General features: G+C 42.3%; 10 protein-coding genes. 4 read left to right on the top strand and 6 right to left on the bottom strand.

Annotation, left to right across the window (positions count from 1 at the left end; translation table 11 throughout):
* Positions 1-9 precede the first annotated feature (9 nt).
* The 6 genes from HCG69_RS00920 to HCG69_RS00895 form a co-directional block, all read right to left on the bottom strand.
* On the bottom strand, positions 10-2,139 hold the full coding sequence (locus tag HCG69_RS00920) for a S46 family peptidase (protein WP_221648456.1): 2,130 nt from the start codon (positions 2,137-2,139) through the stop codon (positions 10-12).
* A 31-nt stretch (positions 2,140-2,170) separates the two neighbouring features.
* On the bottom strand, positions 2,171-3,526 hold the full coding sequence (locus tag HCG69_RS00915) for a TIGR00341 family protein (protein WP_221648455.1): 1,356 nt from the start codon (positions 3,524-3,526) through the stop codon (positions 2,171-2,173).
* A gap of 2 nt (positions 3,527-3,528) precedes the next feature.
* Positions 3,529-4,974, bottom strand: a complete 1,446-nt coding sequence (locus HCG69_RS00910) for a lipopolysaccharide biosynthesis protein (protein WP_221648454.1) — start codon at positions 4,972-4,974, stop codon at positions 3,529-3,531.
* Positions 4,975-4,986: 12 nt separating this feature from the next.
* Entirely contained in the window at positions 4,987-5,361 is a 375-nt protein-coding gene (locus tag HCG69_RS00905) for a four helix bundle protein (RefSeq protein WP_002558610.1), read from the bottom strand.
* A 39-nt stretch (positions 5,362-5,400) separates the two neighbouring features.
* Positions 5,401-6,423 (bottom strand): Holliday junction branch migration DNA helicase RuvB, encoded by a 1,023-nt coding sequence (gene ruvB / locus HCG69_RS00900; RefSeq protein ID WP_221648453.1) that lies wholly within the window; start codon positions 6,421-6,423, stop codon positions 5,401-5,403.
* Between the two features lie 238 nt (positions 6,424-6,661).
* Positions 6,662-7,366, bottom strand: coding sequence for a DNA alkylation repair protein (locus HCG69_RS00895; RefSeq protein ID WP_221648452.1), 705 nt, complete (start codon positions 7,364-7,366; stop codon positions 6,662-6,664).
* Positions 7,367-7,476: 110 nt separating this feature from the next.
* On the opposite strand from HCG69_RS00895, the gene HCG69_RS00890 reads away from it, so the two are divergent.
* The 4 genes from HCG69_RS00890 to HCG69_RS00875 all read left to right on the top strand — a co-directional run bounded on the left by HCG69_RS00890 (position 7,477) and on the right by HCG69_RS00875 (position 13,339).
* A complete protein-coding gene (locus tag HCG69_RS00890; RefSeq protein WP_221648451.1) occupies positions 7,477-8,709 on the top strand; it encodes a nucleoside recognition domain-containing protein in 1,233 nt (410 codons plus the stop codon).
* 14 nt (positions 8,710-8,723) lie between these two features.
* The gene (gene ybeY / locus HCG69_RS00885; protein ID WP_002558606.1) at positions 8,724-9,137 is read left to right on the top strand and encodes an rRNA maturation RNase YbeY; all 414 of its coding nucleotides are present in this window, start codon (positions 8,724-8,726) and stop codon (positions 9,135-9,137) included.
* A 208-nt stretch (positions 9,138-9,345) separates the two neighbouring features.
* Positions 9,346-10,254 carry an alkaline phosphatase gene (locus tag HCG69_RS00880; RefSeq protein WP_221648450.1) on the top strand — a complete coding sequence of 303 codons (909 nt, stop codon included), beginning with the start codon at positions 9,346-9,348 and terminating at the stop codon, positions 10,252-10,254.
* A gap of 292 nt (positions 10,255-10,546) precedes the next feature.
* On the top strand, positions 10,547-13,339 hold the full coding sequence (locus tag HCG69_RS00875; RefSeq protein WP_221648449.1) for a glycoside hydrolase family 2 TIM barrel-domain containing protein: 2,793 nt from the start codon (positions 10,547-10,549) through the stop codon (positions 13,337-13,339).
* Positions 13,340-13,566: the final 227 nt, after the last annotated feature.

Raw genomic sequence — 13,566 nt, 5'->3', positions numbered from 1 at the left:
TACTCGCTTTTACCGGATATCTAACTCTTTTATAAGGTTACCCGCTTCTCCATACTTCTCAATAACGAAAAGTATATAACGCACATCTACGCCGATACAACGCTGCAAATCAGGTTCGAAGACAATGTCACTGCTCATTGCTTCCCAATTACCATCAAAAGCAAGCCCCAGCAATTCTCCTTTGGCATTAAACATAGCACTGCCGGAGTTACCACCTGTTATGTCATTGTTGGAGATAAAACAGACTCTCATTTCGCCCTTTTCATCGGCATAACGCCCAAAGTCTCCGGCACTGAACAACTCCAGTAAACGAGGACTGACCTCAAAATCCGGATCACCCTGATGGTCCCGCATCTTTTCAAAAATACCCATCGGAGTAGTATAGTAGTTATAGATAGCACCATTAAACGGAGAGTAACTGCAAACCGTCCCGAAACTAAGCCGCATGGTGGAATTGGCATCGGGATAAAAGTTACGGTCGGCATACATCCGGCGAACAGCGGCATTAAACAACCGTTCATCCTTCTCTATGTTTTGCGAAGCCTCCACGATGGCCTGGTTCATATCATAATAAGACACCAGCAGATCAATGCCTAAAGAAATGGCCGGATCATCCAGCATACTAAATGTTGTATCACGCTCCAGATAACGTTTCAATCCCCGTGGAGTAGTTATCTCGGAGCGGGCATACAAAGTATCGATATAAGCCCGTTCATTGCCGTTATACAGCGTATCAATCGTCTGATACATCGGTGGCAGATATTCAGGAGAAACCTTTTCACGGTATTCTTTCAGAAGTGCAGTAAATACATCTTTATCGATCGAAAGGTCCAGATTGTCATATTTCTCCAATAATTTCTTCAACCGCGCAACAACCTGCTTTTCTTCGGCTTCAAAATCAAAGTTAAGAATCTCAAGGGACAGCTGTACCAGCTCGGGACCGTTGATAAAGGATTCACCGAAATAGGCCAACGCACGGTTGGTTTCCCGACGACTCTTATAGTTCAGTTCCAGAGAAGATAACAAATGCATCAGTTTCTCCCGTTCGGCAGGAGTATTCTGAATCCATTGACGGAGGGTAGTTTCCAACTCCCGTTTCTTTTCAAGTACTTTCAGCTTACGGATGGCTTTGTTTGTCCCGATACTGTTTTTCCAGTAATTGGAACTTTCATCATACTTCGAAGCATATTTGATACGAATATCTGCCCGGTGATCCATCTCACGCTTCCAAATAGCCTGCTTTACACCACGCACATCTATCATCGCCTGGTTCATACCATTCATCATCTCCTCAATGCCGAAGGAAGAGAGGAAACGTTCCGTACTACCGGGATAGCCCAAAGTCATACAAAAAGATCCTTCTTTATATCCGTCAAGCGAAACAGGCGCTACATAAGCCGGATGATAGGGTACATTGTCCGGCGAGTAATCAGCCGGACGATTCTTTTTATCGGCATAAATGCGAAAAACACAGAAGTCACCGGTATGGCGGGGCCACATCCAGTTATCCGTATCCCAACCGAATTTTCCAATAGAAGAAGGAGGAGCAAACACCAGACGAACATCGTTGAAATCGCGATAAACTGAAAGCCAGAACTCATTTCCACCATAATAAGCATCAACGACTCCCACAAGAGTAGAATCTTTGAGGCTCACTTCGTCTGCTATAAGACGCGAAATAGAATCAACAGCAACCATACGTTCCTGCTCAGTCATAGCGTCATGGGTTACTTTCAGCACCCGCTTGGTCACATCTTCGGTGCGAAGCAGAAAACGAACATAAAGCTCCGGATTGGGTAATTCCTCGTCCCGGTTACGGGCCACAAAACCATCTTTCAGGTAATCGTGTTCTACGGTGGAATGTTGCTGCACACTGCTGAAACCGCAATGGTGGTTAGTAAAAACCAATCCGTCTTCTGAGACAACTACCCCCGAACAAAACCCACCAAAGCTGACAACGGCATCCTTCAACGAAGCCTTCTTAGGATTATAGAGTTTATTGGCAGGCATCTGCAAACCCAGTTCTTTCATCGTTTGCCGCGTTTGTTTATTCAGGTTCCCCAGTAGCCACATTCCCTCGTCAGCATAAACAGCCGATGAGATGAAAAGGGCAATAATTGTAAATAGTTTAAGTCTCATCTATATTGAATTTAGCAGTCAGTTTTTTATTTTACTCTGTTATCAGACGCAGTTTCTTCGCCCCTACACGGGCTTGCAGCCATTCGGTTATTTTTGCCTTCTCACTCTCACTCGGATGACGGGTAAACTTCAGTACAGCCAGCGCAATCGTATCCGTTTTTAACGAATCCACCGTAGTCTCAAGTGTATGAGAGATTGAAACGGTGGTCACTGAAGGGTACAATACCTTTAATTCCGGTATAATAGTACGGCTCATTTCATCATAAGATTTATACTTCTCAAGGTTCTTTTCCAAAGCGGAAATCTTCTTTTGTTGTTCTTGCAGCCGTTGTTCGCTGTTCTTATAAAAGTCTTCCATGACCATGGCACGAATGGACGAAATATCCATTGCATCGTTGTTCATGCCTTGTAGCACAACCAGCTTTGTTTCCTCCAGTTTGTACTGTTTCATCTTGCTACGCGCCAAAGCAATAGAAGCCTCAGGAACTTCGGGGCCAATAAGTACCACACGAATCTCGCGGTGTTCGTAACTAACCTTCTTATCAAGCACCTGTGTATTTTCAAAATTCAATTCCGTATTGATAAAGTGATTGGCAGCCGTTTCATAAAAAGTGCTTTTGATAATGCCGAATGTCAGATAAACAGCCGGGCACATCGTAAGGACAACGATCAGGATAATATATTTGCGTACCGTCTTTTCACGTTTCTTGTCTACAAATTCCTTCCGCTGGAAGTGCATCACCCGTACTCCGATAAAGGTAGCCAGGCTGATAAAAACGGAGTTAATAAAATAGAGGTAGAAAGCTCCCAGAAAATAAATCAGGTTACCCGATGCCAACCCGTATCCTGCTGTACAGAGTGGGGGCATCAATGCCGTAGCAATAGCAACGCCCGGAATCACGTTTCCCTTTTCCTTTGTAGAGAGTGCAACAACACCTGCCAATCCACCAAAAAGTGCGATGAATACGTCATAAATCGTAGGTGAAGTACGTGCCAGCAATTCCGACTGCGCCTCGGCAATGGGGGTAAAAAGGAAAAAAACAGTTGCCGTAGTAACGCTGAATGCAGTGGTTATGAGGAAACTCTTTAAGGAGCGTTTCATCAATTCAAAGTCGTTCAACCCGACGGATAGCCCTACTCCCATAATAGGTCCCATCAACGGGGAAATCAACATCGCACCGATAATTACTGCGGTAGAGTTCACATTCAGTCCTAACGAAGCCATAAAGATTGCGAAGATCAGAATCCAGAGGTTAGCTCCTTTAAATTCCACTCCTTTACGGATAGAGTCAATGGTCTCCAACTCATTATCCTTGTCTTTTCGCAAATCGAGATACTCACGAAGAAAACTCTTTACGGCAAAAGTGTTTCGATTGTCTGTTTTCATATTCACTTCTTCACAAAACGGTTAATAACTGGAATTTGCTTCAACGGCAAATCATGTTTGATGATATATCCTATAAATACAAACAGTAACAATGTACGTAAAAGCAGGCGGAGCAACATATTATCCACCGGTATCCACTCGCCTGCTGTATAGATCACCAGTGCTAAAAGTACGTATCCACCGATACTCTTCAGATCATATGCTATCGGATATTTCTTTTGTCCCACGAAATAAGAGAGTAACATAGCAACAGCATATCCTGTAAAACCTGCCCAGGCACAAGCCATATAACCATACACAGGAATCAGAAAGACATTCATCAGAATAACAATCGTACAAGCTGTCAGCGAAAAGTAAGCTCCCCATTTCGTCTTGTCTGTCAGTTTATACCAGAACGAGAGATTAAAATACACACCCATAAACATCTCGGCAGCCATAACGATAGGCACTACTTTCAACCCTTCCCAATAATCGCGCCCGATAACATAACGTAATACATCGAGATAAAACATCACCACGAGAAAGGCCAGAAGAGTAAAAATGATAAAGAACTTCATAGCTTGTGCATACATTTGCCGATTATCTTTCTCTTTACTCTTACCAAACACAAATGGTTCGTAAGCAAAACGGAATGCTTGTGTAAACATAGCCATAATCATCGCTATCTTACTGGTGGCTCCATATATACCTAACTGCACATCAGCCTCTACCGGATCGGGATAAACAAACGGAAAGATAATCTTATCGACCACCTGGTTCAGTATACCTGCAATACCTAATATAAGAATAGGAAAAGAGTAACGAAACATCCGCTTCATCAAATCACGATCCAGTGTATAACGGAAACCGCGCAGTTCGGATATCAGGCAAAGCATTACCAGCGATGTACAAATAAGATTAATCAGAAAAGCAGCGCCTACATCGGTTCCTTTCATAAATACGAAGTAGACAATGTTGAGAATAATGCTGGCAAAGATGAATAACATCTTTAAAGCTGCAAACTTAATAGGACGATTTTTATAACGCAGATAAGCAAAAGGGATAGCCTGTATAGCATCCATTGCAATCACAATGAGCATCATCCCAAGATACCAGGGATGTTCTTCATACCCCATTACTCCAGCTATCGGCTCAAGAAACAAAAGACATACGGCAAGAAACGAAAGAGAAATAGCTCCTACAGTCAATAAGGTAGTAGAGTAAACTTTCACCGGATCTTCTTCCCCCTTATTGGCAAAACGGAAAAATCCGGTTTCCATACCGCATGTAAGTAGTACAAGCAGAAGTGCCGTAATGGCGTACATATTCGTAATAACACCATATCCTCCCGTAGAAGCGGGCATAGAAATAGTGTAAATAGGCACCAACAGATAGTTGAGGAAACGCCCTACTATGCTGCTAACACCATAAATGGCAGTATCTTTGGCTAATGATTTTAATCCACCCATGTTAATTAGTGATTAACGAGTTAGTGATAAGTGATTAGTTTTGGCTGTGCAGATACTTGCTGTTAGCAACTTCATTATCTCTTCGGCATCAGTAAACATACTACTATATTCTTCTGTATTTAAATACGAAGTTTCATGAAGTAACTCTAGCCAATAAAGAGACTCGTTACATTCTTTCTGCGCAATAGCATATTTATGAACGAAATCAAGTTTACTTTCTGCATATTCTCCTTCGCGTTGTAAAGCACCAATAGCTGTACCCGAACGTAGCAATTGTTTTGACATTATATGTTCATTTTTAGTTTGTGACAGATACTGATAGAGCTTTACAACACGTACAGCAAAAGCCTTTGTCTTAGTTTTCAAAATCCCTTTTCTATATTCCATACGCTCAATCGCTTATCACTAATCATTTATCACTAATCACTAAAACAGTGTTTGTTGACTACTATAAAGACTCCTCCCCAAATGTTTATAAGCCAGTTCCGTCACTTCACGCCCACGAGGGGTACGTTTCAGGAAGCCTTCTTTAATCAGGAACGGTTCGTATACCTCTTCGATTGTTCCGGCATCTTCACCCAAAGCGGTGGCAATGGTAGTAAGTCCTACCGGACCGCCCTTGAACTTATCGATAATGGTACAGAGGATCTTGTTGTCCACTTCATCCAATCCGTATTTGTCGATATTCAGTGCTTCAAGTGAAAAAGCAGCAATCTCCGTATCAATAGAACCGGAGCCTTTCACTTGAGCAAAGTCGCGCACACGACGGAGCAGTGCATTGGCAATACGAGGGGTACCCCGGCTACGCGAAGCAATCTCTCCTGCGGCGGGTATCGAACAAGGTACATCAAGGATAGCGGCTGAACGACGGATAATATTACTCAGCACATCGTCATCATAATATTCAAGATGCAGGTTAATACCAAAACGTGCACGCAACGGAGCTGTCAGCAGCCCACTACGGGTAGTAGCTCCCACCAGCGTAAAAGGATTCAGATCTATCTGAATACTGCGTGCAGAGGGTCCTTTATCTATCATAATATCAATCCGGTAGTCTTCCATAGCAGAGTACAGGTACTCCTCCACTACAGGTGACAGACGGTGGATCTCGTCAATAAACAGGACATCGTTCGGTTCAAGACTGGTAAGTACACCCGCCAGATCACCGGGTTTATCGAGCACCGGGCCGGAAGTAACCTTAAAGCCTACTCCAAGTTCATTGGCTATAATGTTTGAGAGAGTTGTTTTTCCCAATCCGGGAGGACCATGCAGCAACACGTGGTCTAATGCTTCACCACGAAGACGGGCGGCTTTGACAAAAATGCGGAGATTCTCCACCACCTTATCCTGCCCGCTGAAATCCTCGAAGCTAAGGGGACGGAGCGCATTCTCAAAATCCCGTTCCCGGCTTGTCAGCTGATGATCGCGTATATTGAAATCTTCTTCCATAAAATCACATCCTCGTTCTTTTATATATCGTACAAAGATAATGCAAACCGAGAGTAGAATAAAATGAACGCGTTTATTTTTTATGCCAGGGTGCAGCTTATCTTCACTTTTTTAACAAAGATAGTACAATTCAGAGAATAGTTGTATCGAGCAGACAGGATAATTGCCTCCTTTTCCGAATATGCCTCTGATAAAGCAGCCGGAATACATGGATTACAAACTATTTCATCTTGTTCAATTAGCGCTGCATATAGTGTTTCCGCTCTTCATCCGTCAACTTCTCTATCGAATAGCGAAGCATCGTACGGGGCATTTCACGGGCATACTTATCAAGAAACTGTAGTAATAAATCCCGGTCCCGTTTCCCCATTTCACGAAGCATCCAGCCAATAGCTTTCTGCATCAGATCGTGTTTGTGATGTAACAACAGTTCTGACAAACGGAGGATATCGATGAAATCGTTGTTTCTTATCAATGCAGCCGTAGCAACTACCGCGATACGCTGCTCCCAAAGTAGCGTACTACCGGCAAGGCGATACAGATCCTCACGCGATTTGTCTTTCAGATACTCTCCTACAATATAGGGAGCTGACAAATCCACCAAGTCCCAGTTATTGATCCGTTCCGTTTGTGTCAGATAGAAATCATAGATCTCTTTTTGCTCCTTTTCACCGGACTTCTTGAAGCGCTCTACCAACATAAGCAATGCGCAGAGACGACACTCGTGCCAGTCACTTTGCAAGAGTTCTGCCATCACCTCAAACGGTTCTTCTTTGTGCCGCTTTGCCACCAGACGTGTATTGGGAACTACTACCCCTAAAAACTTATCACCTTCTCCGTATTGCCCCTTCCCTGTCTTAAAGAAATTGGGCAAATACTCCCTTTTCACCGGGTCAATATATGCTTCCAGCTCTTTCTGAATACTCTCAACTTTTGTCTTCATATCGTTATCTGTATAAATATAGCAAACCGAATCCCCGCCAAAAATAAACAAAATATGGATGATTAATGGAAAGTTATATCTATTTTTGCAAATAATACAGCAAGTACATTATGGTTCTAAATTACATCTGGATAGCATTCTTCATCATAGCTTTTATCGTAGCACTCGGAAAGCTTATCTTCACAGGAGACACACAAATATTTACTGAAATCATCAACTCTACGTTCAGCTCATCCAAAACGGCTTTTGAGGTTTCTCTCGGGTTGACCGGGGTTCTATCCTTATGGTTGGGCATCATGAAGATTGGTGAAAACAGCGGTCTTATCAACGCACTGTCGCGTTGGTTAAGCCCGGTATTCTGCCGCCTGTTTCCCGATATCCCCAAGGGACACCCCGTAATGGGCTCTATTTTTATGAATATGTCTGCCAATATGCTGGGACTTGATAATGCTGCTACTCCGATGGGGCTCAAGGCAATGAAAGAGTTACAGGAACTGAATCCGAAAAAAGATACGGCCAGTAACCCAATGATCATGTTTCTTGTTATCAACACTTCCGGACTGATACTGATACCTATTTCAATCATGGTATACCGTGCCCAAATGGGAGCTGCACAACCTACGGATATCTTTATCCCGATTTTGCTCAGTACATTCATTTCAACATTAGTGGGAGTTATTGTTGTTAGCATTTCCCAACGCATCAACCTGATAAACAAACCCATATTGATATTAATGGGAATATTGAGTCTTTTCTTCGGAGGTTTGATTTACCTTTTCACTGTTCTTTCACGTGAAGAAATGGGAACTTACTCTACGCTGATTGCCAATATCATACTATTCGGAGTAATCATTCTCTTTATCCTGACGGGCATACGAAAGAAAATAAACGTTTACGATTCCTTTGTAGAAGGAGCCAAAGAAGGGTTCAGTACTGCCGTACGAATCATACCCTATCTGGTAGCTTTCCTGGTAGGTATTGCAGTCTTTCGTACTTCGGGAGCAATGGATATTCTTGTCAACGGAATAGGGCAGGCTGTAGGATTTTGCAGACTGGATACCAGCTTTGTTGGTGCTTTGCCTACCGGACTGATGAAATCACTGAGTGGCAGTGCTGCCAACGGATTGATGATTGATACCATGAAACAGTTTGGCCCCGATGCCTTTGTTTCTCGCGTCAGTTGTGTAGTTCGCGGGGCATCAGACACCACATTCTATATTCTGGCAGTCTACTTTGGCAGTGTAGGCATTACAAAAACAAGAAATGCCGTTACCTGCGGTTTGATAGCCGACTTTTCGGGTATCATTGCTGCCATATTCTTCAGTTATTTATTTTTCTTTTAAAACAATACATTATCATGGCTGTAACTTATCAGACAGAGGGCGTAAAGATGCCCGACATTAAAAAACGGGAAACCACAGAATGGATAAAATCCGTAGCCGCCACTTATGGAAAGAGACTCGGTGAAATCGCCTATATTTTCTGTTCGGACGAAAAAATATTAGAAGTGAACCGGCAATATCTGCAACACGATTACTATACAGATATCATCACATTCGATTATTGCGAAGGAGATCGTCTTTCGGGTGATCTTTTTATAAGTCTCGATACTGTAAAGACCAATTCTGAACAGTTCAATACCACCTATAACGAAGAGCTTCACCGTACCATTATTCACGGTATCCTCCACCTTTGCGGCATCAATGACAAAGGACCGGGAGAACGGGAAATAATGGAAGCGGCAGAAAACAAAGCACTGGCGTTGCGATAGGGTTGAAAACTCTACATATATTGTCCATTATAAGGGGCAACATTGTCCAAATGAACTATTATGGCATTTACTTAAACAAAGAATACAAACCGATTCCGGCGAAAAAACCTTTATTTGCATAACTGCTGGCGAGAGGTGAGTTCTCTTTATATCTTACCGGCAGTTAAGCTTATTAAATATATAATCTTAAAAAAGTAAAGGAAACACCATGAAACATCTATTTTCAAGTTGGGCAATCAGCCTGTTTGCCCTGTTTATTATTGTCCCCAACAGTTTCGCCGCCAAATGGAAAGCCGAACATGTCGTTCTTATCGGTCTCGATGGATGGGGAGCTTATAGCGTAGAGAAAGCAGACATCCCAAACATCAAAAGTTTAATGGAGAACGGCAGCTATACTTTAAAGAAACGTTCTACACTCCCCTCTTCAAGTGCTATAAACTGGGCTTCCATGTTCATGGGAGCAGGTCCGGAACTACACGGTTATACCGAATGGGGATCTAAAACTCCGGAACTTCCCTCACGCGAATTGAACCAGCACGGTATTTTCCCTACCATTTTTCAGGTATTACGGGATGCTGCTCCGAAAGCAGAGATTGGTTGCCTGTACGAATGGAACGGCATTAAATATCTGGTAGATACACTTGCATTGAGCTATCACAAACAGGCACCGGATTACAATAAGCATCCCACCGCTCTGTGCGAAATGGCAGTTAGCTATCTGAAAGAAAAGAAGCCGGCCCTCACACTGGTTGCTTTTGATAATCCCGATCATATAGGTCATGGTGCAGGTCACGACACACCGGAGTATTATGCCAAACTGAAAGAACTGGACGGATATATCGGACAAATTATTCAGGCTACCAAAGATGCAGGAATATTTGACAAAACGATCTTTATTGTTACTGCAGACCATGGTGGCATTAACAAAGGACACGGTGGAAAAACGATGAACGAAATGGAAACTCCATTCATCATCTGCGGAAAAAACATCAAAAAAGGATTAAACTTCAACGAGAGTATGATGCAATTTGACGTAGCATCAACCATCGCCTACATCTTCGGATTAAACCAGCCGCAAGTATGGATAGGCCGCCCGATGAAACAGGTTTTTAAATAAGAAAACAGCAACTTGCTTTTACTGATTATTGATCACCTGAATCTTGCATTGTAAAAGTACGTACTTTACAGATATAAACTATGCATTTTAAGTGTGCGTTAAAATACTAATTAACATACACTTAAAATGCATAGTTTATATCTATAGAAATCGTCAGAAAGAAATTCTAATGAAACAGTATTTATACGTACTTATTTCAACTCAAAATACATTTTTGTCAGAAATACATAACGAATCTTCTATATTATTGCTTAACTTGCCACCATCCTATAACGCAAATTAAATAATAGTCATGAAGCAATTGCCTTTTCTTTGTAATATCAGATGTCAAACAATATCAAAATTACATCTTTGCCTCTATCTACTACTGACAGCAATCAGCGTATGTGCTCAAAAAACTGAAATTCAATACCTATCGGGAACAGACAAAGACAATACCGTGAAATGGGATTTCTTCTGTTCGGATGGTATGAACAGCGGTAATTGGACAACGATTGACGTACCCTCTCAGTGGGAGCTGCAAGGTTTCGGCGGTTACAACTACGGGCACGACCGTACCCCTCATAACGAAAAAGGATTTTATCGTTATGAATTCTTTGTTTCTCCTCAATGGAAAAACAAAGAAGTATATATCGTATTTGAAGGCTCAATGACGGACACAGAGGTGAGAATCAACAAACAACTTGCCGGGCCCATTCATCAGGGTGCTTTTTATCGCTTCAAATACAACATATCCGAGCTATTGGATTACTCCCGGAAAAATCTGCTGGAAGTAGCCGTAAGTAAAGAATCATCTAACGAAAGCATCAATCGTGCAGAGCGTAGAGCCGACTATTGGATATTCGGTGGCATTTTCCGTCCGGTTTATCTTGAAGCACAACCTAAGAGTTTTATTGATCGGGTGGCCATAAATGCCAAACAGGATGGTTCCTTCTATATGGAATCATATACGCATAATGCCGACAGTGAAGATTTTCAGATAGAGACCCGTATACAGACCCTCGAAGGAAAGGATGTAAGTACTCCTTTTCTGTCAGGGCATAGTGCCACTAAAGACAAATTTGTACTGAACGGACAGATCGAGGCTCCCTTGTCCTGGACTCCTGAAAGTCCTTATCTATACAAAGCAGTAGTAAAACTGAAAAAGGGGAAGAAAGTAGTACATAATAGCTACGAACAGAAATTCGGTTTCCGGACTATAGAGTTCAGAAAATCCGATGGCTTTTATGTAAATGGCGTAAAAGTGAAGTTTAAAGGTGTATGCCGCCACACGTTCTGGCCCGAAAGCGGACGTACCAGCAGTAAACTGCTTGCCATTGAAGACGTTAACCTCATCAAAGATATGAATATGAATGCCGTCCGCATGTCTCACTATCCACCCGATCAATATTTTCTGGATGTTTGCGACTCTTTAGGCCTGTTTGTTATAAATGAATTGGCTGGTTGGCAGAATAAGTATGACACCCCTACCGCGCGCCGCCTGGTACAATCGATGGTAACACGTGATGTCAATCATCCATCTATCGTGATTTGGGCCAATGGAAATGAAGGTGGTTTCAATACGGAAGTACGCAGTGACTATGCACTGTATGACCCTCAAAAACGTCAGGTTATTGAACCTTGGTCTAAAATGGATGGCACTGACACTAAGCATTATCCCAAATACAATTATTCTTATGAAGCATTGACCAAAGGAAATTTAGTATATATGCCCACAGAGTTTCTTCATGGCCTGCATGACGGAGGACACGGAGCAGGTCTCGACGATTATTGGAATCTAATGCTAAAGAGCCCTCTCTCTGCAGGAGGATTTCTGTGGAATCTGGCTGACGAGGGAGTCGTTCGTCGCGACATTAACGATTCTATTGACGTAAAAGGCAACTATGCCCCCGATGGCATTCTTGGACCTCACCATGAGAAAGAGGGTAATTTCTATACCATTAAAGAAGTGTGGACGCCTGTTTATGTAACAAATCCTAATTTGAATTCCAGCTTCAATGGTGTGATAAATATCAGCAATCGTTATCATTTCACAAACCTCAACCAGTGCCGGTTCTCCTATAAATTGACAAGTTACACACAGCCCCTCAACAACGAGAATATGAAACAATATACTCATCAGGTAGCTGCTCCCAACGTTACTCCCGGTCAGGACGGTATTATCCGCCTTGAATTGCCCGAAGATTGGCATAGCTATGATGTGCTTTACCTTACTGCTATTGACCCTTTTGGCAGGGAGATCTTTACATGGTCATGGAATGTCACCATGCCACAGGAAATGGTACAACGAATCGTAACAGGAGCGAACCAAGAGCTACACGTACAGGAAACGGACGAGCTGCTTCGAGTTACCTGCGGAACAACAGAAATCACTTTCAACAAAAGAAATGGATGGATAGACAATGTTTGTCATCAACTCAAAAATCTATCATTCAACAATGGTCCCCGTTTTACCGGATTCACTGCCACATTCAGAGAACTGAAACACTATCATTCGCCGGATGGGTATGTAGTAGAAGCTCTTTATGAGAATGCAGATAGCCAGAAATGGACGATCCAACCAAACGGATGGGTACAGCTCGACTATCAATACAAGCTCAACGGTGAGTACGATTATGCAGGTATCACCTTCTCTTATCCCGAGAATAAAGTGAAAGGTGCCACATTAATGGCAAACGGTCCCTATCACGTATGGAAGAACCGCATGAAAGGAACCAACTTCGGTGTTTACAACAAAGCATACAATAATACCATTACCGGTCAGAACTGGAAGTATCCGGAATTCAAGGGTTATTACTCCAACTTCTATGCCGTAGAGATACAAACCGATGAAATGCCATTCATTATAGCCTCTGCTACAAAGGATGTATTCTTGCACCTTTTCACCCCGGAACGTCCCCTGTTTTACAGTAAAAACATCAATCCTCGTTTTCCAGAAGGTGATATTTCGTTTTTAAATGCCATTTGCGCCGTTGGAACCAAGTTCTCACGCGCTGAACAGGAGGGACCGCAAGGGGCTAAGAATATATACAATAATGAAGTATTCCGTGGCAGATTATATTTTAAATTCGGAAGTCAGAATTGAATGGCTTTGAGATAATGTAATTGCAAATAGAACATCTATGGGTTGTAGCACTTTGATTAGCAACCAGTAGTTATATGATAGAAATCACATTCGGCAAAACTCAATATTTGTAACGATTCATAAAAACGCGAAGCAGATAAAGAGGGAGGTAAACGTATTAAAAATATTCAACAATGTTTATTTTTATAACATTCTGACATCCAGCGAGTTAAACATCCCTCTTTTTT

This window comes from Bacteroides sp. K03 (assembly GCF_019734355.1).
Taxonomy (GTDB): domain Bacteria; phylum Bacteroidota; class Bacteroidia; order Bacteroidales; family Bacteroidaceae; genus Bacteroides; species Bacteroides nordii.
This window is presented reverse-complemented; position numbering and strand designations above follow the sequence as displayed.